Here is a 21800-nt window from a genome sequence, read left to right as displayed (position 1 = left end):
CACTGCCAGTAAAAACCAGAACCGCTCCCCGGCGGCCGGTTTCGGCGGGGAGCATGAGGTTCGACAGACGCATGACCATTTTCCGCCGCGCCGCGACGGGAAGCGCTTTGTCCTGTCGTTTTTTCCAAGCTCACATCGGAGGAGTTATCATGGCAAACAATCATTATGATGCGATTGTTGTCGGCTCGGGCATCAGTGGAGGCTGGGCCGCAAAGGAACTTACGCAAAAGGGCCTGAAGGTCCTGATGCTGGAGCGCGGCCGTAATATCGAGCACATAACCGACTATCAGAATGCCGAGAAGGAAGCCTGGGATTACCCCCATCGCAACCGCGCAACGCAGGAGATGAAGGCGAAATACCCCGTTCTCAGCCGCGATTACCTGCTGGAAGAAGCAACGCTCGGCATGTGGGCCGATGAGCAGGAAACGCCTTATGTCGAAGAAAAGCGCTTCGACTGGTTCCGCGGTTATCATGTCGGCGGCCGCTCGCTGCTCTGGGGCCGCCAGACCTATCGCTGGTCGCAGACCGATTTCGAGGCCAATGCGAAAGAAGGCATCGCCGTTGATTGGCCAATCCGCTATGAAGACGTTTCTCCCTGGTATGACTATGTCGAGCGCTTCGCAGGCATTTCCGGCAGCCGCGAGGGGCTGGAAATTCTCCCTGATGGCGAATTCCTGCCGCCCATTCCGCTCAATTTCGTCGAGCAGGATGTGGCCAGCCGGCTGAAGAAGGCGTTCAAGGGCACGCGCCACCTCATCAATTCGCGCTGCGCCAACATCACCCAGGAACTTCCCGATCAGGAGCGCACGCGCTGTCAGTTCCGCAACAAGTGTCGGTTGGGCTGTCCCTTCGGCGGCTATTTCAGCACGCAGGCCTCGACCCTGCCTGCGGCGGTCGCCACCGGCAATCTGACGCTCAGGCCTTTCTCCATCGTCAAGGAAATCCTCTACGACAAGGACAAGAAAAAGGCGCGCGGCGTCGAGATCATCGATGCCGAAACCAACCTGACCTACGAATACACCGCCGACATCATCTTCCTCAATGCCTCGACGCTGAACTCGACATGGGTGCTGATGAACTCGGCCACCGATGTCTGGGAAGGCGGTCTCGGCAGCAGCTCCGGCGAGCTCGGCCATAACGTGATGGACCACCATTTCCGCATGGGCGCGACAGGTCAGGTGGAAGGTTTCAAGGACTTCTATTTCAAGGGCCGCCGTCCGGCGGGCTTCTACATTCCACGTTTCCGCAATACCGGTGACGACAAGCGTAAATATCTGCGCGGTTTCGGGTATCAGGGCTCCGCCAGCCGCTCGCGCTGGGAACGGGAGATCGCCGAACTCAATATCGGCGCCGACTACAAGGAGGCACTGACCGATCCGGGCGGCTGGACCATCGGCATGACCGCCTTCGGTGAAATGCTTCCCTATCACGACAACCGCGTGAAGCTCGATCATGACAAGAAGGACAAATGGGGCCTTCCGGTCCTCTCCATGAATGTCGAGATGAAGCAGAACGAACTCGACATGCGCGAAGACATGGTCAATGACGCCGTCGAAATGTTCGAGGCGGTCGGCATCAAGAACGTCAAACCATCGCGGGGCAGCTATGCGCCGGGCATGGGCATTCACGAAATGGGAACGGCCCGCATGGGGCGCGACCCGAAAACCTCCGTCCTCAACGGCAACAACCAGGTCTGGGATGCGCCCAATGTCTTTGTGACGGACGGCGCCTGCATGACCTCGGCCTCCTGCGTCAACCCGTCTCTGACCTATATGGCGCTGACGGCGCGTGCCGCCGATTTTGCCGTTTCCGAACGCAAGAAGGGGAACCTGTGATGAATAGACGCGAACTGCTGAAACTCATAGCCATTGCCACCGGCCTTCCGCTGATCGGCGCGGATGTCCTCACGGCTGCTGAAAACGCCACTAGGCCCGCCGGCGCTACCCACGTCTTCACCCCGGAGGAAATCCGCTTTCTGGACGAGGTGGCGGAAACCATCATTCCCCGCACCTCCACGCCGGGGGCGAAGGATGCTGAAGTGGGTGCATTCATGGCCGTCTATGCGGCCGATTGTTATACCGACGAACAGCGGACACTTTTCCTTTCGGCGATTTCCGACATCGAGAAGCGCAGTCAGGCCGAACACAAGAAGGGCTTTCTGGAGCTGACGCCGGAACAGCGGCAGGCGCTGCTTGCCGCGCTGGACAAGCAGGCCAAGGCGGAACAGACGCCGGCAAAGCCGCACGCCTTCACGCTGGTCAAGCAACTGACGCTGCTCGGCTTCTTCACCTCGAAGATCGGGGCCACGGAAGTTCTCGTCTACGACGAAATTCCCGGCGGTTTCGAAGATCGCGTTCCCTACAAGAAGGGCACGCCCGCCTGGGGCACGACCTGAAGAGAGAACCGTTGGCCCGTCCGCATTTGCAGACGGGCCACACTCAAGCGGCAAGACAAGGATGACACGATGCGCAAGACAGTAATCATCGCGGCGGCTATGCTGACCGCAAGCACCGTTCCCGCTCTTTCGGAGGGCGATGTTGCCAAGGGGGAGGCGGTCTTCAAGCGCTGTTCCGCCTGCCACGCCATAGGCGAGGGTGCGAAAAACAGGGTCGGCCCGCAGCTTAACGGTATCATCGGCCGTGCAGCGGGCGGCGTGCCTGACTATACTTATTCGGCTGCGATGAAAAAAGCGGGCGAGGACGGTCTCGTCTGGACACCGGAAGAATTGCGGGATTTCCTGAGCGCGCCCAAAAAGAAAATACCCGGCAACAAGATGGCGCTGGCCGGCATCAGCAAGCCGGAAGATCTGGACAATCTCATCGCCTATATCGAAAGCGCCGCTTCGAAGCCGGCTGAGTGAGAGCAGCGCGGCTGCTCGGTGGAGGTAAAACTCCTGGCGAAGGTCAGGCGCCTGCGCGCTACACCTGGCTCACTTCGCCCTCCGCCAGCTGCGCGAGGCCCGGCAGATTGCAGACCAGAAGCTTCTGCCGTCCGCCCTGCACCAGCCCCTTACTCTCCCAACTGCTGAGGATGCGGGAAACGGTGTGCAGTGTCGTGCCGGTCATTTCGGCTATATCCTGTCGCGAGATTGGAAAGTCGATGCGGATACCGTCCAGCTCCTTGCGCCCCGCCTGCTGGGAGAGGCGCAGCACCGCGTGGGCCACCCGGCGCTCCACTTCCTGCGTCGACATTTCGCGGATACGTGTATGGGCTTCCTCGAGACGCTGGCCGATGGTCTGCATGGCGGAAACGGCAAGATGCGGGTTCTGTTCGACGAATTGCGGCCAGAGGTCCGTCTGCCAGGAGAGTATGACGCTTTCGGCAGCCGTCGTGGCGGTGCCGGGATAATCCAACCTTTGCAGCGCCCGGGCAAAACCGAAGAGATCGCCGGGATGCACCACCCGCACGATGATCTGCTGGCCATCATGGGTCACCTGCGTCACCTTCAGGCGGCCGTGGATGAGCAGGAAGAAATGCGTGGCCGGCTGCCCCTGCTCGAAAATGGCTTCGCCCGGCGGCACCAGCCGGGATGTGGCGTGGGTCAGCAGCCCGTCCAGCTCATCGTCGGCCATCTTGGCAAACAAGGCCAGCGACCGGATGACGCTTCGGTCAATCTTCACTTGCACCCTCTCCGGTGATTGGCCGCCGCCCTGGTTCCCGCAATGGGCACCCGGGTGTCGGCCTCTTCTGTATCCTCACAATACAGCACTATCACGGGCTGAAGAAGATCAAATGATATGAATCAACCGATTGTTTTTATTGACGATTATCAAGAAAATAGAGCGGTTGCGCCAAGCTTTTCGAGAAGCGGCGCATACCAGCGCGTATCCCTCACCAGCCGGAAACCCAGATTATCCGGCGGCACGCCGACGGCGCAGCCGCCGCTCTTCGGGTTCTTGACGAAGGCGCTCATCGCCGCCCGGTGTTTTCCCGAAGCGACGGGAATGCCGCAGGAGGCGACGGTATCGACTACCTCGCCATCCTTGCCGAGTGTCACGCGGCGGCTGCAACTCGAGGTCCATTCCCAGACATTGCCGCCGAAATCAGCAAGGCCATATTCGTTTTCGCCGAAGCTGCCATAGGATTGCGGAACGGGATTGCCCGAGGCCTTGCGGCTGGTCTGCCGCTCATAATCGGCCAGCCAGCGCAAAGCGGGGTTTTCACTGTCCGCTGCCACACCGAGCGTCTCATCCGGGAAAAGCGACCCGGCGGCGAAGGCCAGTTCAGCGTCGCTCGGCAGGCGCCAGACCTCGCCTGTCCGCTCGCTCACCCACTTTGCATAGGCGCGGGCGTCATCCTGGCTGATGCCGGTTGCCGGTATCGCGCCACCGACCGGAGTGGCAAAGCCGGGCTCCGGCTGCTGACAGCCGCCGTCTGCGACGCAGCGCGCATAATCCGCGCTCGACACCTGATATTTCATGATCGTCAGATTTTGCCGCATCGTTACGTCTACCATCGGGCCATCGACGGCATAACCGTTGCGGAAATATTCGCCCTCCGCCCGGTAGGTGAAATGTCCGGCGGGCACCGTAACGACCTGTGGAGCCATCATGGCCGCGCGGTCATCAATGCCGCTGCGGATGATCCCGGACTGGAAACCGATGGCCGTTGCCAGCAGCGTGGCAATCGAGAGCGGCAAAAGAAGCGAGACGGCATTTGGGAAATGGCTGTTGCCGGGAATGCCCATGGGAACCTGCCTGCGTCGAGAAGACGCCAGAGTTCGGGCCTGCTTTCAGGCCGCATAGCAGAAGGGGGAGCGCGCCGCACCTGCTGGCGGCGCGCTCCGGTTTGCGTCAGATGCTCGATGGGGCAAGCACCGCCTGCATCAAGTTGTTGTTCCACTCACCCGTCACCTTGAAGTGGGCGGCCGCGCCCAGTTCGAAGGCTTCAATGAGGTTGTGGTTGACATAGGCATAGATGCCGGGTTGCTCAAAGGTATAGAAGGCCGCACCCGCCGTGCCGCCGGGGATGAACCAGGTTTCCTGGTCAAGATCCGGCGGGTTGCGGAACTTGCCCGTCGCCCAGACATAATCGCCATGGCCGCCGATGAGGTGCGGACGGGTATCACGGTTTGCCTGCGAATGGACGATCAGCACCTTCTCGCCAACGGCGGCCTGAAGAGCATGTTCCCCCGTCAGGGCGCCGACTGCGCCGTTGAAGACGATGTGGCTCGGCGTCAGCTTGCGCATCACCTCCAGCGTGTCGGCCATGGCGTCGCCGGCGCTTTCATATTTCTTGAAATTGCCGTTCTCGTCGCGCGGGATGTAGAAGTCCTGCTCGCCGACATAATAAACCTTGTCATAAACAAGTTCCTTGCCGTGGCCGTCCGTCAGGCCCTCTCGCGGCAACACCATGATCGCGCCATTCATGCCCGAGGTGACGTGCCAGGGCACCATGCCGGGAGGTGCGCAGTGATAGACAAAGACGCCGGCCTTGGTGGCCTTGAAGCGCAGGATCGCTTTTTCACCGGGGTTGACGATGGTGAGCCCGCCGCCGCCGAGCGCGCCGGTGGCCGAGTGGAAATCGATATTGTGCTGCAGCTCGTTGCTATCAGGGTTGATGAGGGTCAGTTCGACATAGTCGTCCTGATGCACCACCATCAGAGGCCCGGGAACCGAACCGTTGAAGGTCATAGCGTGGACCTCGGTGCCCTTGTCGTCAAGGACCATCTTCTGCTCTTTGATCGTCAGCGTGAACTCGACGATCTTCGGTCCACCTTCGGCTTTCTGCGTGTGGGCGTGCACGAAGGGCGGTTTGACGAGATCAACCTTTACGCGAGGTAGCGCTGCAATCTCCGCGCTCGTCAATGGCTTGGCTGCGGCCTTCTTTTCCTCTGCCGCGCTCGCTGCCGATGGCATGATGACGGGAGCTATAGCCCCTGCAAATGCTGCGCCTGCGAGAATATTACGCCGTGTGATGTGGAAGGTTTCCGTCATCATTCTTCTCCTATCCCTCTTGGGGCAGAGCATGTTTCGCTCTGTCACCGCATTTGTAGCGGAGGGGCGGAAATACAATTTGAGATGGAGCAAACTTCGCTTTCGGCACCCTGCGACATTTTGGCAGGCGGCTGAAGGCCGGTGAGGAAGCGTCGCACCGCCTCTTTGCCTGTTCGCAAAGAAGCCGGACGGGCTTGCGTCTAGACATATGTCAAGACCAAGCAAGGAGCATTATAATGAGTGGCAGCGAAACCGTTCTCACCCAAGGGCGCAGCCGGCCAAAGGGCGGCATTCCAAGAGGGCTGGCGCGCACCGGCCCGGTTATCTTTTCTTACGGCTTCCGGCCGTTTTTCCTCGGCGGCGCCCTCTGGGCCATCGTGGCGATGGTGTTGTGGATCGCAGCCCTTTCGGGCTTCATCGACCTCGGCGGGGATTATGGCGCACCGAACTGGCATGCCCATGAGATGCTGTTCGGTTTCGCTTCGGCAGTGCTGGCGGGCTTTCTTCTGACCGCTGTGCCGAACTGGACGGGGCGGCTGCCGGTATCGGGCAAACCGCTGGTGTGGCTGTTTGCGCTCTGGTGCGCCGGCCGGCTTTTCCTGCTTGTGCCGGGCACGGTGGGCCTGGTCACCGCCGCAGCCGTGGACGGGCTTTTCCTGCCGGCGCTTCTGGCGATCTGCGCGCGTGAGGTCATTGCCGGGCGCAAATGGAAGGACCTGAAGGTGCTGGGCGGGCTGCTGGCGCTTTCCGTCGCCAACATCGTATTCCACGTTGCAGCGATTGGGGGCGATCATAGCCAGATCGCGACCCGCCTTGCGGTCTGTGCCTATACCGTGCTTGTCATCATCGTCGGCGGCCGCATCGTGCCGAGTTTTACCCGCAACTGGCTGAACCGTTTCGGCCGCACGGATTTTCCAGTCCCCTATAACGGCTTCGACACCGCAGCCATCCTGACCGGTATCGCGGCGCTGGCCGTCTGGACAATAGAGCCCGAGAGCATCGTGGCCGTACCAACGGCGCTTCTGGCGGCGTTCATGCACGCCGTGCGTCTTATCCGCTGGCGCGGCTGGACGACCTGGCCGGAGCAGGTGCTGGTGGTGCTGCATGTCGCCTATGCCTTCATTCCCGTCGGTTTCATCACCATAGCGCTGGCGGCTCTTGACGTCATGGACACGCGTTCCGTCCTGCATGTCTTCACCGTGGGCGTCATCGGCTGCATGATGCTTGCGGTGATGACAAGAGCGAGCCTTGGCCATACCGGGCGCAAGCTCGCGGCCAGCAGGGTCACCATCGCCGCTTATGTCGCGCTGATCGCCTGCGCGCTGCTGAGACCGGCAGCCGAGTTCTTCCCCGGCGCGATGATGCATCTCTACGCCTGCTCGGCGCTCTTCTGGATCGTGGGTTTCGGTCTCTTCTGTGTTGAATATGGGCCGATCCTGACGCGCGAGCGCAAACCGCTGAAAGCCTAGATTGCTTGCGACGCCGCCAAAACGAAACGCCCCGGAAGCAATTTCCGGGGCGTTTCGTTATCGAGGGATTTGATATCCGGCTTAATGCGCGCCGGCACCGGCGCGGATGAAGATGCGAAACGCCGTGCGCGCCTCGTCGAAATTGCCGGCCCATTGATGGCCCCGGGCCAGAAGCTCCGGGTAAAGAAAGGTCGGCTCCTGCGGCATCAGCACGAAGATCACGGCGCCGGGCGGAAGGCGGTCGAGTGCTGTAAGCGTGCGGCTCGCCTGGCCTTCGGCCGTTTCGTCGCTTAGATCGAGATAAATGACCGGATCGGGCCATATCTGCGGCTCCTCAGCATTGCCCGCAAGCGCCGGCGACACGGAAATCTGCTCCACTTCAGTGGATTGCGGTGTGAACAGCACTTCCCAGTCGCCGCCGCCGATTTCCCTCACCTGATGGTCGAAACCGCGCTCTGCCATCACCTTGAACAGCGGAACGGGCCGGAAGGTGGCGTATAATCGCAGCGCCTCACCCGGCGCAAGTCCGGCCACGGCTTCCATGATGGCCGGAAAGGGCTCGCCGCCGCTCAGCAAAAGCGGCCGGACATCGAGTTCCCTGATCATTTCCGTCATTGCATCACCTCATCTGTCGGCTGGCGGCGGCAAGGGCCGGCCGCCAGAGGTCTTTTCACCACACGGCCGGGGCAGGGGTCAATGTTCGGATCCGCAGCAGCATTCGCAGCCGGACATATCGTCCTCGGAACCTTCGGCCCGTTCTTCAAGCCGGCCGATATCGAGGCGCCAGACTTCCGGGCCCTGTTCGAGATATTCCCAGCCGAACTGACCGGGAAAATTGGTGGCCAGCTGGTAAAGCAGCGGACGGGGATCGTGATCGCTGGTGATCTGCAGCGATTGACCCTCGGTCAACGCGCCGAGCGCACCGAAAATGCGCGGATGACGTTCGCGATGCGGAATGATGCGCACATCGATATTGGTTGCGGTTTGGGCTTCGGACATAGGCTGGCTCCACGGCCGCGGATGGAATGATGTCCGGCGGTGCGGCCGGCCGGCGGACTGGAAAAACCTATCCGCCAGGCGGTCTGGAGACATTGTCGCCGCGCAAACAAACCTGAGATTCGTCAGGTCCGTCTGCGCGACAATCAGCCGGCAAGGCTGCGATAGATTGCCGGCAGCGCCGATGGCAGCTTGGCGATCCTGTTGACGATGGCATAACCGTTCTGGCCGAACATGGCCGGAATATAAGATTGCGCCTTGCTGTCGACAGTCACGCCGAAGACGCTGACGCCAGAGCGCCGCGCCTCGGAAACCGCGCGACGGCTGTCCTCGATGGCGAAGCGGCCCTCATAATGGTCGACATCGTTCGGCTTGCCATCCGTCAGCAGCAGAAGCAGCTTGCGGCGCTCCGGCCTCTCACGCAGCTTGGCGCTGGCATGGCGGATGGCGGGGCCGATGCGGGTGTAGAAGCCGGGTTTCAGCGCCGCGATGCGCCGCTCGACAGCGTGGCCCATCGGCTCCTCGAAATCCTTCACCGTTTCCACCCGCACCCAGGAACGGCGGCGGGAGGTGAAGGTCAGGATGGAGTGACTGTCACCGCAGGCGGAAAGCCCGTGCGCAAGCACCAGCAGGGCTTCCTTCTCCACATCGAGAACCCGGCGATTGTCGAACCAGGCATCGGTCGAAAGCGATACGTCAACGAGGATCGTTACGGCGAGATCATGCGCCTGCGGGCGACTAGCCATATGGATGCGGTCGCTGCCCTGTCCTCCGGCGGCGATATCGCTTCTGGCGCGCACCACGGCGTCAAGATCGAGATCGTTGCCGTCAAGCTGGGCGCGCAGCATCTCGTGGCGCGGTCTCAGCACCTCGAATTGCCGCCTGACCCGGCGGATGAGGCTTTTGGTGTCCGGGTCGGGTTCCGGTGCCGTTTCGGCACCCTTCGCCGGACCGGCGATGACCCGGCAATGATCGGCGAGATAGCTGCTGCTGCGATAATCCCATTCGGGATAGGTCAGTTCCGCCGTAAGCGCGGTATGGTTCAGTGCTTCGGGCGGCAGGTCCAGATCGAAGCGGAAGCGGGCGGAGGGCCGTCCCTTTCTTTCACCCAGCGTCATGTCGTCCAGCTCGTCCGCCGCACTGCCGTCGGCATCGTCGCTGTCGTCCCCGGGACGGTCGACATTGACCATCTCCGCCATGGCTAGGATTTTTTCGAAACGGTTGAGGATGAAGGGGCTTCGCTCGGTCTGCCGGTTCTCCGTCTTTTCGCGCACGGCGATATGGCGGGCCGCTTCCGCCCCCTGTGGTGCTGCGCTCACCGCCGGCTGGTCTTCGCTTTGCCTGGCCTCGGATGTTTCGCGCAGCAGCGTGTCCGGCCATAGCGGCACCGGCAGCATCGGCAGATAACGCGGCGGCGCTTTGGCTAGAAGACCGACGGGCGGCGGATAGCCTTCGATCCCTGCTGCATCGGCCAGCATGGAAAGCACCCGCTGTTCCACCTGCTGTTCCGCCTGCGGCAGCGGCCGCTTCTGCCGCACCGCGAGCATGGCGGCGCAAAGCCGGCGATAGCGGGTCTTCATGCCGGGAAAAGTACGGGTTACGGTCTCGGCCAGTTCCGCGGCGCGGTTGAGCCGGGCAAGATCGTTGCGCAACGGGTCGGCAGCCATGACTGGTTCAAGCGGCATCATCGCCATGGCGGCAGCGAGCCAGAGATAAAGATCGCGATTGAGGCGGCGGTCGGGAAACAGATCGAGCACCGGGGGCAGCATCAGCGTGGCATGATCGCGGCCGGGCTGGGCAAGCTTTTCTTCGCCGAGACCCATGCGCTGGCGAAGCCTCAGCCGGTGTCTGGAGGTGCGGGCGCGCGCCGGGGCGATCTGCACCGCGTGTTCACCGCCAAAACCGCGGAAACATATGGCCAGCACGGTCTGCATGTCTTCCAGCCTGACGGCGTGATCGGGAAAGCGCAGCCATGTGCCGGTTTCGCCGATCAGCCTGTGCCAGGCGCGGCCGACGGTTTCTTCCAGTTCCAGAAAATCCAGCATGGTTTATCCTCATGGCATCGAGCCGGAATGCGCGGGTAATACCGCGCATTCAGATATGGATATAAATGTGCCTTATCGGATGACCGCATCCGCGACTTCATGCAGCGCGGCCTTCACATCCGGCTCGTCGGTCAGCGGTTCGATCATCGCCGCGCGCACGGCCTGACGGGCGGGAAGGCCGGTATCGATGAGGCTGGCGCAATAAACGAGCAGGCGGGTGGAGACGCCTTCTTCCAGATCGTGGCCTTTCAGGCCGCGCAGCCGGTGGGCGAGATCGACGAGCGGCTCGACTTCGCGCGCATCCAGCCCGCTTTCATGCGACACGACGGCGATTTCCTGTTCCTTCGGCAGAAAGTCGAATTCGATGGCGACGAAACGCTGGCGGGTGCTGGGTTTCAGGCTCTTTAAAAGGTTCTGATAGCCGGGATTGTAGGATACGACGAGCATGAAGCCGGAGGGCGCTTCCAGAACCTCGCCGGTGCGCTCCAGCGGCAGGATACGGCGGTCGTCGGTGAGCGGATGCAGCACAACGGCCACATCCTTGCGCGCTTCCACAATCTCGTCGAGGTAACATATGCCGCCCTGGCGCACAGATCGTGTCAGCGGGCCGTCCATCCACACGGTTTCGCCGCCTTTCAGCAGGTAACGGCCGGTCAGATCAGCGGCGGCAAGATCGTCATGGCATGAAACGGTGGAAAGCGGCAGGCCGAGTTTCGCTGCCATATGGCTGACGAAACGGGTCTTGCCGCAACCTGTCGGACCTTTCAGCAGCAGCGGCAATTGCCGCACCCAGGCGCTTTCGAACAGCGTGCATTCATTGCCAAGCGGGGTGTAAAACGGCGCGTCCGGCAAAGGCTGCGGCGCGGGGCGGAAAATCGTATTCATGGTCATCTCCATGGTTGATGGTAAGGACCGGCTCTCCGGGGGAAAAGGAGAGCCGGTCCGTTTCTCATTCGGCGGGCTGTACGAGGCGGGCGACGTCGCCCTGTTTCTGCTTGCCCGGCACCAGAACTGCCCAGATGAACATGATTGCCGAAATGAGAACTGCGAAACCGGAGCCGAGGCGGATCCAGTAGAAGATCGCCAGCTGGTCCTGCACATCCATGAAGCTTTCGCCCATGACCCGCTGAAGCTGGATCTGCACCACGCCGGCAAAGGTCAGCGCGAAGGTCATGACCGACATGGCCGTGCACATGACCCAAAAGCTCGTCATCGAAAGCCACTGGTTGTAGGGCGCGCGTTTCTTCATTTCCGGCACGGCATAGGCCATCATGGCAAGGTTCAGCATCACATAGGCGCCGAAGAAGGCGAGGTGGCCGTGGGCGGCGGTGAGCTGCGTGCCGTGGCTGTAATAGTTCACCGAAGACAGCGTGTGCAGGAAACCCCAGACGCCGGCGCCGAAGAAGGCCATGACCGAGCAGCCGATCGACCACAGAAGCGCTGCGCGGTTCTCATGCTTGCGGCCGGCCTTCCAGGTCATGACGAAGGTGAAGATGACCATGGTGAAGAAGGGGGCCACTTCCAGCGTCGAGAACAGCGAGCCGATCCACTGCCAGTAACCCGGCGCGCCGATCCAGTAATAATGGTGGCCGGTGCCGAGAATGCCCGAGAAGAGGGCAAGGCCGACGATGACATAGAGCCATTTTTCCACCACTTCGCGGTCGATGCCGTTGAGCTTGATCATCAGGAAGGCGAGGATCGAGGCCATGATCAGTTCCCACACGCCTTCCACCCACAGATGGATGACGTACCACCAGTACATCTTGTCGAGCGCCAGGTTCATGGGGTTGTAGAAGGCGAAGAGGAAGAAGATGGCCAGACCCCAGAGGCCGAAGAGCAGGATGTTGATGACGGTGGTCTTGCGGCCCTTCAGCGCCGTCATTGTGATGTTGAACAGGAACATCAGTACGACAAGCACGATGCCGACCTTGATCGCAAAGGGCTGTTCGAGGAATTCGCGGCCTTCGTGGATGCGGAACATATAACCGACCACGGCAACCGCGGCGGCCACTAGGAAGATCCAGAACTGCGCGATGGCGAGTTTGGGGCTGTAAAGCTCCGTTTCCGTTTCTTCCGGCAGAAGATAGAAGGTCGAGCCCATGAAGCCCATCAACAGCCACACGACCAGTGCATTGGTATGGATCATGCGCACGATGTTGAAGGGCAGAAGCTCGGAAAGCGTATTGGGCAGCACGTAGATCGTGGCGGCGACGACGCCGAACAGGATCTGCGCCACGAACAGCCCGATTGCGCCGTAAAAATACAGCATGGCGACTTTTTGCGTCTGGTATTTCATCTCGTCATCTCCTTGCCGTCAGCCTCAACCCGCATCGTTCGGCGGCCAGTTCTGCGTCTTGATCCGGCTCGTCCATTCGAGGAAGTCGACGAGATCATCGAGTTCCTGTTCGGTGAGATTGAACTGCGGCATCTGGCGGCGGCCTTCGATGCCGGTGGGCTGGGCGGCCATCCACGCCTTGATGGAATCGCGCGCCGCTTCCTTGTCTTCCACGCCGCCATAGCGCTTCCAGACATTGCCCAGTTCGGGCGCGAAATAGGCGCCTTCGCCGAGCAGCGTGTGACAGTTGATGCAGGAGTTTTTCTCCCACACGTGTTTGCCGCGCGCGACGCTTTCGGTCAGCGTGCTTTCATCCGTCGAGGTGGTGCGCATGTAATAATGGCTATGGGCGGTCAGCCCGACGAATATGGCGAAGAAGAAGATGGAGCCGCCGTAAAAGACGTTTCGCGCTCCTGTTTTGGTCAGGCGTTCTGCCATGCCAATGGTCCTTTCCATCCGGAAGACCGCTTATGCGGACTGGCTTGATCGAACCCTCGCGCCGGAATTTGCCGGCAGGCTTAGGGTCTCGCCCCTTTCTAGCCGCTGGCCGCCGGCGTTCTTTGCCTTTTGGCAAACAAGTGGAGAGGTGGTGTGGTCCGCCTTTTCAGAGCGACAAAATGCCCTGCAGGAACGCCCGCAACAGGGCCGCGGCGGCAAAGATGGCCGGCCATGCCAGAAGTGCTGTGCGCAGCAGGCCTCGCTCTTCGCCAAAACCCAGAAAATCGTCGATGACGCGTCTGGATTTCAGGAGCGCGAAAAGCAGCATCAGGCAGGCGGCGGCGACCGGCGGCAGAAGCGCCGCTTTCCAAGATGTCACGACGGCCGTACCGGCAAGAACAAGAATGGCGAGTGCTGCAAAACTTCTTGCAAGCTGGCGGGAGGTGCGGTGGATCATGATTGTCAAACCAGATAGACGATGGGAAAAATGACGATCCAGACCAGATCGATCACATGCCACAGCGTCGTCACCAGCGTGACGTTCTCGTTTTTGGGGAAGACTGCGACGAGAAACAGCAGCGCGGCCACGAAGACGACATGCAGCAGGTGGAAGCCGGTGAGCAGAAAATAGAGCTCGAAGAAAGCGCCATAGGCGGGATCGGAGGCGAAGGCGATTTCGGTGGAATATTCATAGAGTTTTACACCGACGAAAGCGAAGCCCAGCAGGCCGGCAAGCACAAGTGCCCGTCTTTTGCCCGCCAGCGCGGTGCAGCGGCTGGCCGCGACGGCCGCCTGCCAGCCGCTTGCCAGTAAAATCAGCGTGTTGAGACCGGCAAGTTGTGGCTGCAGATGCTGGCGCGCGGCGGCGAAGGCCTCGGGATTGAGGGTGAAGGCAATGATGAATGCGCCGGTCAGCGCGCCGAAAGCGGCAAGTTCGCTCCAGACCAGAATCCACAAAAGCAGGTTTCCGCTTTCCTCTTCCGTATTGATCGCCATGGTCTTGTCCGTAATTATAAAACAGCAAGCCACGCTTAGGCGTCCTCAAACCCCGCTTCTTTGCGGTCGGTCAAAGAAGGGAGCGTGCAAAGCCCTATTGTCATGACAAAGCGCAACTCTGGAAAATGGAGCTTCCCATGAACGACGCGCAGGTCGGGCTGATTGTCGCAACCCCTGTTATCATTGGCTTTGCGGTGCTGTTGTACCGTATGGGTGTGTTGCAGCGCATGGGTGCAGTTTCCGCCGTGCTTGCCTCCGTGGCCATTGCTTCGGTGCTGTTCCTGAACCAGTGAGAAGACAGTCGCATGCTTGAACTTGTCGCCGCTCTTTCGCTTTTCGTGGCGCTGCATTCCATTCCCGCCGTCCCTGCCGTGCGCGGCCGTCTGATCGCGGCCCTCGGCAGGCCCGCCTATTTCGGGGCTTATTCCGTGGTCTCGCTTCTGACGCTGGGCTGGGTATTTTATGCCGCGCTGTCGGTCGATTATATTCCGCTTTGGGATGTCGCGCCCTGGCAGGCGCATGTCACCTTTCTGGCGGCGCCGATTGGGCTGTTTTTCGTGCTGGCCGGTCTTCTCAGTGTCAATCCGCTCTCCATTTCCGTGCGGCAGGGAGATAGACCGGGGGCAATCGTGCGCATCACGCGGCACCCGGTACTCGTCGGCTTTCTATGCTGGTCGTTGGGGCATGTCGTGCCGAATGGCGATCTGCGCTCCGTCATCCTGTTCGGCGGCTTTGCACTGTTTTCGCTCGGCGGAATGGCCATGACCGCGAAACGCGCCCGGAAAAGGTTGGGGAATGCGTGGAACTTGGCGGCTGCCGGAAGCGGTACGATTCCCTTCGCGGCGGCTCTCACAGGCAAAACGCGCCTCGCCGTGGACGGGCCGATGCTGTTAGCCGCAGCGCTGACAGGGTTGACGGTGTGGTGGCTGCTGGCCGGCGGCCATGCCGCGCTCTTTGGTGCTGACCCGATGGCCTATCTTTGATGGCTCACGACGTCTTCACCACTTACGGCTGCCATATCGGCGCCTGCGGCGCGGAAGCGATGCCGAGCTGGTCGATGGCGCGGGCCGCGAGCTGGTCGACAATATCGTCGACGCTTTGCGGCCTGTTATAAAAGGCCGGCACCGGCGGCATGACGATCGCACCTGCCTCCGTCACCGTGCACATGTTGCGCAGATGGATGATATGCAGCGGCGTCTCGCGCGTCATCAGCACAAGTTTCCGACGTTCTTTCAAATGCACATCGGCGGCGCGGGTGAGGAGATTGTCCGAAAGCCCGGTTGCAATGGCCGCAAGTGTGCGCATGGAGCAGGGGGCGACGATCATGCCGGCCGTCGGGAAAGAGCCGCTCGCAATCGCAGCGCCGATATCGTCGACGGCATGATTGACGCTGGCGAGCGAAAACATCCGCCCCATGGCTTGCGCCCCTTCCTCGTGCAACACGGTGCGTCTGGCGGATTGCGACAGGACGAGATGGATTTCGACGCTTTTCATCCCGGCAAGGCGCTCGATAATACGCAACGCAATGCCGGCACCCGAGGCGCCGGTGACGCCGACCACGACGCGGCACGGGGTCATGGCCATTCTCCAAGGCCGAGATCGCGCCACATAAGATCCACCTTTGCGATCACGTCAGGCGTCATGGATACCACGCGGCCCCATTCACGCTCCGTTTCCGGCGGCAGCTTGCGGGTGGCGTCCAGCCCCATCTTGCCGCCGAGACCGGCTTTAGGAGAGGCGAAGTCGAGATAATCGATTGGCGTATCGTTTATGATCATCGTATCGCGCGAGGCGTCGAAGCGGGTGGAGAGCGCCCAGATGACATCCGCCCAGTTGCGCACATCAATGTCGGGATCAACCAGAATGATGAGCTTCACATAGCTGAACTGCGGCAACATCGACCAGAGCCCCATCATCACCCGCTTTGCCTGACCGGGATAACGCTTGTCGATGGAGGCGACCATGATGCGGTAGGAACAGGCCTCCGGCGGCATCCACAGATCGACGATTTCCGTAAACTGCTTTTTCACGAGCGGCAGGAAAATCTCGAGCATCGCTTCGCCGAGAACAGAAGGCTCATCCGGCGGCCGGCCGGTATAGGTGGAAAGATAGATCGGATCGCGACGCATGGTGATGGCCGAGAGCGTCATGACCGGAAAGGATTCGACCGAATTATAGTAGCCGGTATGGTCGCCATAGGGCCCTTCGAGTGCCGTTTCCGTTGCCGAAACGGTACCCTCCAGCACAATTTCGGCATTGGCCGGCACCGGCATCGGCACGGTCAAGGCGCTGGCAATGCGGCTTTTCGAGCCGCGCAGCAGGCCGGAGAAGCCAAGCTCGCTGATATGGTCGGGAAGCGGCATCACGGCGGCAAGAATGGTGGCAGGGTCGGCCCCAATGGCGACGGTAACGGGCATATCCAGCCCGCGCGCCTGCCACAGCCGGTGGTGATGCGCCCCGCCGCGATGCGCCAGCCAGCGCATGATCACCCTGTCCGGCCCCAGCACCTGCATGCGATAGATGCCGACATTGATATCGTCGGGATCGTCAGGCGCACGGGTGATGACCAGCGGCCAGGTGATGAGCGGGGCCGGCTCGCCCGGCCAGCACCATTGCACCGGCAGGCAGGCAAGGTCGATTGAGTCACCCGTCAGTACCCTTTCCTGCACCGGCGCGCGCGAGACGTTTCGTGGCCGCATGGAAAGTGCTGCTCTCAGAAGAGGCAGCTTACCCCACGCTTCGGCCATGGATTTCGGCGGTCGCGGCTCGCGCAATTCGGCGAGCTTTTGTCCAAGTGCGGGCAGGCCGTCGGTCTCAAGCCCCAGCCCCCATTCGATACGTTGACGCGTGCCGAAAAGATTGGCAAGCAGCGGTATCGCCCGCACCTTGCCCTCATGGTCGACGGGTTGCTCGAACAGCAGCGCCGGCCCGCCACCGGCAAGCACGCGGCGGTGGATTTCGGTGATTTCGTGCACCAGCGAGACCGGCTGGCGAATTCGCCGCAGCTGCCCACGTTCTTCCAGCAGCCGGATGAAACCGTGCAGATCGGCGGTGCGGATGGGTCTCGTTTCTGTTTCTTCGTCTCTCATGCCGCCTATTTGCCGGTGGCGGTGCGGCATGTCCTTGCGCTGCCGCAAATGCGGCTCAGTGCGAACGAAGATAGTCGGCGAGAACCAGGGCGTGGTTATGTTCGATATCGTGGGCGGCATAAAGCAGCGTGACCCGGCCCTTCGCCATCAGCTCCTTCATGTGCGCCACGGCATCGGGATTGGCGGCCAGCTCCTCATGATAATGCCGGGTGAATTCCTCAAAGCGAGACGGCATATGGGAGAAGTTCTTGCGTAATTCGTTGCTGGGAGCGATGTCCTTCATCCACAGGGAAAGCTTTGCATTTTCCTTGCTCATGCCGCGCGGCCATAGCCGGTCCACCAGAATGCGCGCGCCGTCATCGTCGCTGGCGGGTTCGTAAATCCGTTTGACCATTAAATCGGACACGGGCGGCCTCCATCGCTTGGCAAGTGAATGAATTATAGCGGCTTTTGTGAAGGCGCACCCGAAAATTTCCCTGTCTTTGCGTTCGCTCAAACCGCCACCCGCGCGCTGCGGTTAGGTTGCCGCCCGCAACTGAGCCGACAGGACCTTTCATGAGACCTTTTCCCGCCGCCATCGCCCGCCCCATGAATTTTCTGCCCCTTGCCGTGGTGCAGCGAGCGACGGCGGCGATGCTGGCGCAGATCATGAAGCGGCATCCGGATGTGTTCGTCCGGCTCGGTGAACATCGTGGCAAGCGCTACGCCTTTCTGCCCGTCGATCTCCCCTTCGCCTTCATGGTCGAGCCGGCAGGTCCCGCCATCACCGTCAGCCGCAAGGCCCACTTGCCGAAGGTGGATGCGGCGGTGGAAGGGCCGCTTTTCATGCTGCTTGCGCTGATGGAGGGGCGGCAGGATGCCGATGCGCTGTTCTTCTCGCGCGATCTCAGCGTCACCGGCGATATGGAGGCGATGCTGGCGCTGCGCAATGCGCTTGATGATAGCGGCATCGATCTGCCGCGCGATCTCGGTGCATTTGCCGGACCTTTCGCGCCAATGGTAACGGGCCTTGCGAACCGCCTGCGCGGCCATGTTCTATCCGAAACACGGGGAGGTGAGTCATGGAACTGATCTGTCCTGCAGGAACGCCTGCCGCCTTTCGCGAGGCCGTGGATGCCGGGGCGGATGCGGTCTATTGCGGGTTTCGGGATGAAACCAATGCCCGCAATTTCCCCGGCCTTAATTTTTCCCGCGAGGAACTTGCCGAGGCCATCGTTTACGCGAAAAAGCGCGGTGTCCAGACCTTCGTGGCGCTCAACACCTTCATGCGCGCCGGGCATGAGGATATCTGGTATCGCGGCGCGGCCGATGCCGTGAAGGCGGGGGCGGACGCGCTTATCCTTGCCGATTTCGGCCTGATGGCGCATGTGGCGGAACATCATCCGCAGCAGCGTATCCACGTCTCCGTGCAGGCCTCCGCCTCCAATGCGGATGCGGTGAATTTCCTCGTCGATGCCTTCGGCGCGAAACGCGTGGTGCTGCCGCGCACCCTGACTATCCCCGACATCGCCCGGCTGGCGCGGCAAATCCGCTGTGAGATCGAAATCTTCGTGTTCGGCGGTCTCTGCGTCATGGCGGAGGGGCGCTGCTCGCTCTCGTCTTACGCCACAGGCAAGTCACCCAACATGAACGGCGTCTGCTCGCCGGCGAGCCACGTCCGCTACCGGCAGGACGGGCAGGCGCTGGTGTCGGAACTTGGCGATTACACCATCAACCGTTTTCCCGCCGGCGAGGCGGCGGGTTACCCCACGCTGTGCAAGGGCCGTTTCGAGATCGCCGATGACAGGTCCTATGCCTTTGAGGATCCGGTGTCGCTTGATGTGATGGACCAGATCGATGCCTTGCGCGAGGCAGGGGTCAGCGCGCTGAAGATCGAGGGCCGCCAGCGCGGCAAGGCCTATGTGGCGGAAGTGGTTTCCACCCTCCACCGGGCGCTTGCCGCCGGTGCTGAGGAGCGCGGCAGAATGCTTTCCCGCCTGCGGCTCCTGAGCGAAGGCCAGCGCACTACCGTCGGCGCTTATGAGAAACGCTGGAGATGACGGCGATGGCAAAACCCGCAAAAGCCACATTGGCGCTCGGCCCGGTCCTCTATCTCTGGCAGGGGGAGAAATGGCGCGATTTCTATTTCCGCATCGCCGATGAAGCGCCCGTCAGCCATGTCTATCTCGGTGAAACCGTCTGCTCCAAACGGTTTCATTTCACCGAGCCGCATCTGGCAGAGGTGATCGAGCGGCTGGAGAGTGCGGGAAAACAGGTGATCCTGTCGACGCTTTCGCTGGTGACGCTGGAGCGGGAAAGCCGCCACCTGCGAGGCCTGATCGCAGATAGTCCCTATCCGGTCGAGGCGAACGATCTTTCCGCGCTCGGCATGCTGCACGGCACCCCGCATGTCGTCGGGCCGATGGTGAATGTCTATAATGCCGCGACCGCGCGGTTGCTCGCCTCGCGTGGGGCAAGCGCCATATGCCTGCCGCCGGAACTGCCGATGACCTCGGTGGAGCGCATCGTGGCGCAGACGCCCGATGTGGATTTCGAAATCTTCGCCTTCGGCCGCCTGCCGCTCGCCATTTCGGCGCGCTGCGCCCACGCCCGCGCCAAGGGCAATATCAAGGATAATTGCCAGTTCGTCTGCGGCGACGATCCGGATGGATTGCCGGTACGCACGCTCGACCGGCAGTCGTTTCTGGCGCTGAACGGCGTGCAGACGGTGTCGCACACCTGCCAGTCGCTGCTTGGCGAATTGCAGGACCTAGCCGCCGCCGGCATCACCCGCTTCCGGCTGTCGCCGCAGGACTGCGACATGGTCGCGGTGGCGCAAATCCATCACGATGTTCTGGCCGGCAGGCGGGAGGCGGAGGACGGTCTTGCACGTTTCGGGCACATCTATCCGGACGTGCCCTTTTCCAATGGTTTTCACCACGGGCAGGAAGGGGCGGCCTGGATCGCCCGCGCCCGCAACACGGCGCATGGGGTGAATGCATGACGACGAACGGGCAAAGCGAGCAAAAGCTGCCCGCAGCCGCACCGGGCGGAGCGGATATCGCGGCGGCAATCCATCTGGTGCGCGATATTGTCTTGCAGAGCGCGCTTGATTGCGCCTGCCGCGACAGGGTGCACGAGGCGCTGCGCGAACTCGAGGATTTCGAGCGCCAGCGCAATATCGTCAAGCTTCTGGCCGCCGCCCGCGAGGAGCGTCGCAAGATCGCGCTCCTGACCGAGATGCTCTGCGATTTTGCCGAAGACGACACGGTGGATGAAGGTGTGGTTGAAACCGCAAGCCTGATGTTTCTCGATATCGCCGCCGCCGCTCAGGAGGGCTCGCGGCTCCTGCGGGACGCGCTCTCACTCAAGAAGGGTGAATAATTCCTGTTTTTGGCCCAGTTTGATCCTGCGCAAAGAGCGGGCGCTTGCAAAATGTCATTTCCGGGGTGGTGACGCGCCGAGACCGGAAAACGGTCTGAGCGGGCGTCACGCGCATCAGGGCGCTTCCGGCGCGAAAGGATCAGGACCATGGCCCATCTCACCCGTCGTCAGGCTCTTTCGGCCTTTTCCGGGCTCGCGGTCGCGACACTTGCCGCACCGCATGTTGCGAAGGCGGAAGCGCCGCTCACCTTTTATGGCCCTCCGGCCGCGCCGTCGGCCGTGCTGGCCCATGCGGTAAAGGGCGGGTTCCTGAAGGATGTCGCACCCGGAGCGGGTTTCAGAGCCTGGAAAACGCCGGACGAAATGCGCGCCGCCGTCGCCTCCGGCTCCATGGGAGCGGTGGTGATGCCGAGCTACGGCGTCGCCAATCTCCATAATCGCGGTCTCGGCCTCGGGCTGTTGAACGTGCTGACCACGGGCCTGCTCTATATCGTTTCGAAAGACGGGACGCTGAACTCCCTGCAGAGCCTTTCCGGCAAGACGCTCGCTTTGCCGTTCAAGAACGACATGCCCGATTTCGTGCTGCGCCGCCTTGTTGCCGAAAACGGCCTGAAGCCCGGCGACATCAAGCTGGAATATGCCGCTTCGCCACCGGAAGCCGTGCAATTGCTGCTGACGGGACGGGTGGATGCCGCCCTGCTGAGCGAGCCGGCCGCGACCGCCGTGCTCATCAAGGCGAAGTCTTTTTTCATGACCGTCCATCGCACCATCGATATCCAGCGGGAATGGGCGAAGGTGGCCGGCAAGGCTGAAATTCCGCAGGCTGGCCTCGCCTTGACATCGCCGGTCCAGCAAAAACTCGGCAGGGCCGGCATCGAGGCTTTGCAGGACGCCTTAGAGACGGCGCTTGCCAGCGCCATGGCCGATCCGGAGGCGGCGGCCGCTGCGGCCGCCGATGCCTTGGGTTTCCCGCCGGAAATCATCGCCGCCTCCTTTCCGACAAGTCATCTGTGCGCCCTGAAGGCGAGCGCTGCGCGCGCCGATCTCGAGGCGTTCTACGATGAGCTTGCCAGGACCGACCCGGCAATCATCGGCGGCCGGCGGCCGGATGACGGATTTTATCTGGTGTAGCA

Annotated in this window: 25 protein-coding genes; 11 read left to right on the top strand and 14 right to left on the bottom strand. The window is 61.7% G+C overall.

The window, feature by feature from the left end; all coding sequences use genetic code 11:
• Nucleotides 1–149: 149 nt before the first annotated feature.
• The 3 genes from ACQZ40_RS13170 (at nt 150) to ACQZ40_RS13160 (ending at nt 2860) form a co-directional block, all read left to right on the top strand.
• Nucleotides 150–1835, top strand: a complete 1686-nt coding sequence (locus ACQZ40_RS13170; RefSeq protein WP_448748115.1) for a GMC oxidoreductase — start codon at nt 150–152, stop codon at nt 1833–1835.
• Complete coding sequence (locus ACQZ40_RS13165) at nt 1835–2395, top strand: gluconate 2-dehydrogenase subunit 3 family protein (RefSeq protein WP_448748114.1); 561 nt, start codon at nt 1835–1837, stop codon at nt 2393–2395. Before ACQZ40_RS13170 ends, ACQZ40_RS13165 begins: the two co-directional genes overlap by 1 nt.
• 69 nt (nt 2396–2464) lie before the next feature.
• Entirely contained in the window at nt 2465–2860 is a 396-nt protein-coding gene (locus ACQZ40_RS13160; protein ID WP_080857834.1) for a c-type cytochrome, read from the top strand.
• Between the two features lie 58 nt (nt 2861–2918).
• On the opposite strand, the gene ACQZ40_RS13155 is transcribed toward ACQZ40_RS13160, so the two are convergent.
• From ACQZ40_RS13155 to nirK, 3 genes are all read right to left on the bottom strand, one after another.
• Nucleotides 2919–3620 (bottom strand): Crp/Fnr family transcriptional regulator, encoded by a 702-nt coding sequence (locus ACQZ40_RS13155; RefSeq protein ID WP_065655244.1) that lies wholly within the window; start codon nt 3618–3620, stop codon nt 2919–2921.
• A 149-nt stretch (nt 3621–3769) separates the two neighbouring features.
• A complete protein-coding gene (locus ACQZ40_RS13150; protein ID WP_448748113.1) occupies nt 3770–4687 on the bottom strand; it encodes an SUMF1/EgtB/PvdO family nonheme iron enzyme in 918 nt (305 codons plus the stop codon).
• Between the two features lie 106 nt (nt 4688–4793).
• Complete coding sequence (gene nirK / locus ACQZ40_RS13145; protein ID WP_078053325.1) at nt 4794–5936, bottom strand: copper-containing nitrite reductase; 1143 nt, start codon at nt 5934–5936, stop codon at nt 4794–4796.
• 236 nt (nt 5937–6172) lie between these two features.
• On the opposite strand from nirK, the gene ACQZ40_RS13140 reads away from it, so the two are divergent.
• A complete protein-coding gene (locus ACQZ40_RS13140; RefSeq protein ID WP_448748112.1) occupies nt 6173–7405 on the top strand; it encodes an NnrS family protein in 1233 nt (410 codons plus the stop codon).
• A gap of 81 nt (nt 7406–7486) precedes the next feature.
• Here ACQZ40_RS13140 and ACQZ40_RS13135 read toward each other — a convergent pair whose 3' ends face one another.
• The 8 genes from ACQZ40_RS13135 to ACQZ40_RS13100 form a co-directional block, all read right to left on the bottom strand.
• Complete coding sequence (locus tag ACQZ40_RS13135; RefSeq protein ID WP_142845978.1) at nt 7487–8020, bottom strand: DUF2249 domain-containing protein; 534 nt, start codon at nt 8018–8020, stop codon at nt 7487–7489.
• Between the two features lie 78 nt (nt 8021–8098).
• On the bottom strand, nt 8099–8404 hold the full coding sequence (locus ACQZ40_RS13130; protein ID WP_174040348.1) for a DUF2249 domain-containing protein: 306 nt from the start codon (nt 8402–8404) through the stop codon (nt 8099–8101).
• 143 nt (nt 8405–8547) lie between these two features.
• A complete protein-coding gene (locus ACQZ40_RS13125; protein ID WP_448748111.1) occupies nt 8548–10446 on the bottom strand; it encodes a VWA domain-containing protein in 1899 nt (632 codons plus the stop codon).
• A gap of 72 nt (nt 10447–10518) precedes the next feature.
• On the bottom strand, nt 10519–11331 hold the full coding sequence (locus ACQZ40_RS13120) for an AAA family ATPase (RefSeq protein WP_448748110.1): 813 nt from the start codon (nt 11329–11331) through the stop codon (nt 10519–10521).
• A gap of 64 nt (nt 11332–11395) precedes the next feature.
• A complete protein-coding gene (locus ACQZ40_RS13115; RefSeq protein ID WP_020811069.1) occupies nt 11396–12742 on the bottom strand; it encodes a nitric-oxide reductase large subunit in 1347 nt (448 codons plus the stop codon).
• Between the two features lie 24 nt (nt 12743–12766).
• Nucleotides 12767–13219 (bottom strand): c-type cytochrome, encoded by a 453-nt coding sequence (locus ACQZ40_RS13110; RefSeq protein ID WP_003520968.1) that lies wholly within the window; start codon nt 13217–13219, stop codon nt 12767–12769.
• 166 nt (nt 13220–13385) lie between these two features.
• Nucleotides 13386–13676, bottom strand: a complete 291-nt coding sequence (locus ACQZ40_RS13105) for a hypothetical protein (protein WP_104679871.1) — start codon at nt 13674–13676, stop codon at nt 13386–13388.
• Nucleotides 13677–13681: 5 nt separating this feature from the next.
• Entirely contained in the window at nt 13682–14215 is a 534-nt protein-coding gene (locus ACQZ40_RS13100; RefSeq protein WP_448748109.1) for a cytochrome c oxidase subunit 3, read from the bottom strand.
• Between the two features lie 137 nt (nt 14216–14352).
• Between ACQZ40_RS13100 and ACQZ40_RS13095 the strand changes: the two genes are divergently transcribed.
• Nucleotides 14353–14508 (top strand): hypothetical protein, encoded by a 156-nt coding sequence (locus ACQZ40_RS13095; protein WP_003504656.1) that lies wholly within the window; start codon nt 14353–14355, stop codon nt 14506–14508.
• Between the two features lie 12 nt (nt 14509–14520).
• A complete protein-coding gene (locus ACQZ40_RS13090; protein WP_078053282.1) occupies nt 14521–15198 on the top strand; it encodes an NnrU family protein in 678 nt (225 codons plus the stop codon).
• 22 nt (nt 15199–15220) lie between these two features.
• Here ACQZ40_RS13090 and ACQZ40_RS13085 read toward each other — a convergent pair whose 3' ends face one another.
• The 3 genes from ACQZ40_RS13085 to ACQZ40_RS13075 are packed head-to-tail and all read right to left on the bottom strand — an operon-like array spanning nt 15221 to nt 17710.
• Complete coding sequence (locus ACQZ40_RS13085) at nt 15221–15793, bottom strand: UbiX family flavin prenyltransferase (protein ID WP_448748108.1); 573 nt, start codon at nt 15791–15793, stop codon at nt 15221–15223.
• Nucleotides 15790–17304 carry a UbiD family decarboxylase gene (locus ACQZ40_RS13080; RefSeq protein ID WP_448748107.1) on the bottom strand — a complete coding sequence of 505 codons (1515 nt, stop codon included), beginning with the start codon at nt 17302–17304 and terminating at the stop codon, nt 15790–15792. Before ACQZ40_RS13080 ends, ACQZ40_RS13085 begins: the two co-directional genes overlap by 4 nt.
• A gap of 55 nt (nt 17305–17359) precedes the next feature.
• Nucleotides 17360–17710: a DUF488 domain-containing protein gene (locus ACQZ40_RS13075; protein WP_448748106.1), complete on the bottom strand. Its 351-nt coding sequence runs from the start codon at nt 17708–17710 to the stop codon at nt 17360–17362.
• Between the two features lie 149 nt (nt 17711–17859).
• Here ACQZ40_RS13075 and ubiT point away from each other — a divergent pair, with 149 nt between their 5' ends.
• From ubiT to ACQZ40_RS13050, 5 genes are all read left to right on the top strand, one after another.
• A complete protein-coding gene (gene ubiT / locus ACQZ40_RS13070; protein WP_448748105.1) occupies nt 17860–18375 on the top strand; it encodes a ubiquinone anaerobic biosynthesis accessory factor UbiT in 516 nt (171 codons plus the stop codon).
• On the top strand, nt 18366–19343 hold the full coding sequence (gene ubiU, locus ACQZ40_RS13065) for a ubiquinone anaerobic biosynthesis protein UbiU (protein WP_448748104.1): 978 nt from the start codon (nt 18366–18368) through the stop codon (nt 19341–19343). The genes ubiT and ubiU overlap by 10 nt, the downstream gene beginning before the upstream one ends.
• A gap of 5 nt (nt 19344–19348) precedes the next feature.
• Complete coding sequence (gene ubiV / locus ACQZ40_RS13060) at nt 19349–20287, top strand: ubiquinone anaerobic biosynthesis protein UbiV (protein WP_448748103.1); 939 nt, start codon at nt 19349–19351, stop codon at nt 20285–20287.
• Nucleotides 20284–20667 (top strand): hypothetical protein, encoded by a 384-nt coding sequence (locus tag ACQZ40_RS13055; RefSeq protein ID WP_448748102.1) that lies wholly within the window; start codon nt 20284–20286, stop codon nt 20665–20667. The genes ubiV and ACQZ40_RS13055 overlap by 4 nt, the downstream gene beginning before the upstream one ends.
• Before the next feature lie 147 nt (nt 20668–20814).
• Nucleotides 20815–21798 (top strand): ABC transporter substrate-binding protein, encoded by a 984-nt coding sequence (locus ACQZ40_RS13050; protein ID WP_448748101.1) that lies wholly within the window; start codon nt 20815–20817, stop codon nt 21796–21798.
• The last annotated feature ends 2 nt before the right edge of the window (nt 21799–21800 follow it).

Source organism: Agrobacterium sp. 16-172Ci (assembly GCF_053522725.1).
This window is presented reverse-complemented; position numbering and strand designations above follow the sequence as displayed.

Coding starts and splice junctions, on each gene's coding strand:
- ACQZ40_RS13100 (WP_448748109.1), bottom strand. CDS start 14,215: ATGGCGATCAATACGGAAGAGGAAAGCGGAAACCTGCTTTTGTGGATT.
- ACQZ40_RS13165 (WP_448748114.1), top strand. CDS start 1,835: ATGAATAGACGCGAACTGCTGAAACTCATAGCCATTGCCACCGGCCTT.
- ubiU (WP_448748104.1), top strand. CDS start 18,366: ATGGAACTGATCTGTCCTGCAGGAACGCCTGCCGCCTTTCGCGAGGCC.
- ACQZ40_RS13135 (WP_142845978.1), bottom strand. CDS start 8,020: ATGACGGAAATGATCAGGGAACTCGATGTCCGGCCGCTTTTGCTGAGC.
- ACQZ40_RS13125 (WP_448748111.1), bottom strand. CDS start 10,446: ATGCTGGATTTTCTGGAACTGGAAGAAACCGTCGGCCGCGCCTGGCAC.
- ACQZ40_RS13050 (WP_448748101.1), top strand. CDS start 20,815: ATGGCCCATCTCACCCGTCGTCAGGCTCTTTCGGCCTTTTCCGGGCTC.
- ACQZ40_RS13105 (WP_104679871.1), bottom strand. CDS start 13,676: ATGATCCACCGCACCTCCCGCCAGCTTGCAAGAAGTTTTGCAGCACTC.
- ACQZ40_RS13095 (WP_003504656.1), top strand. CDS start 14,353: ATGAACGACGCGCAGGTCGGGCTGATTGTCGCAACCCCTGTTATCATT.
- ubiV (WP_448748103.1), top strand. CDS start 19,349: ATGGCAAAACCCGCAAAAGCCACATTGGCGCTCGGCCCGGTCCTCTAT.
- ACQZ40_RS13085 (WP_448748108.1), bottom strand. CDS start 15,793: ATGACCCCGTGCCGCGTCGTGGTCGGCGTCACCGGCGCCTCGGGTGCC.
- ACQZ40_RS13140 (WP_448748112.1), top strand. CDS start 6,173: ATGAGTGGCAGCGAAACCGTTCTCACCCAAGGGCGCAGCCGGCCAAAG.
- ACQZ40_RS13110 (WP_003520968.1), bottom strand. CDS start 13,219: ATGGCAGAACGCCTGACCAAAACAGGAGCGCGAAACGTCTTTTACGGC.
- ACQZ40_RS13130 (WP_174040348.1), bottom strand. CDS start 8,404: ATGTCCGAAGCCCAAACCGCAACCAATATCGATGTGCGCATCATTCCG.
- ACQZ40_RS13090 (WP_078053282.1), top strand. CDS start 14,521: ATGCTTGAACTTGTCGCCGCTCTTTCGCTTTTCGTGGCGCTGCATTCC.
- ACQZ40_RS13160 (WP_080857834.1), top strand. CDS start 2,465: ATGCGCAAGACAGTAATCATCGCGGCGGCTATGCTGACCGCAAGCACC.
- ACQZ40_RS13080 (WP_448748107.1), bottom strand. CDS start 17,304: ATGAGAGACGAAGAAACAGAAACGAGACCCATCCGCACCGCCGATCTG.
- ACQZ40_RS13170 (WP_448748115.1), top strand. CDS start 150: ATGGCAAACAATCATTATGATGCGATTGTTGTCGGCTCGGGCATCAGT.
- nirK (WP_078053325.1), bottom strand. CDS start 5,936: ATGACGGAAACCTTCCACATCACACGGCGTAATATTCTCGCAGGCGCA.
- ACQZ40_RS13150 (WP_448748113.1), bottom strand. CDS start 4,687: ATGGGCATTCCCGGCAACAGCCATTTCCCAAATGCCGTCTCGCTTCTT.
- ubiT (WP_448748105.1), top strand. CDS start 17,860: ATGAGACCTTTTCCCGCCGCCATCGCCCGCCCCATGAATTTTCTGCCC.
- ACQZ40_RS13115 (WP_020811069.1), bottom strand. CDS start 12,742: ATGAAATACCAGACGCAAAAAGTCGCCATGCTGTATTTTTACGGCGCA.
- ACQZ40_RS13120 (WP_448748110.1), bottom strand. CDS start 11,331: ATGAATACGATTTTCCGCCCCGCGCCGCAGCCTTTGCCGGACGCGCCG.
- ACQZ40_RS13055 (WP_448748102.1), top strand. CDS start 20,284: ATGACGACGAACGGGCAAAGCGAGCAAAAGCTGCCCGCAGCCGCACCG.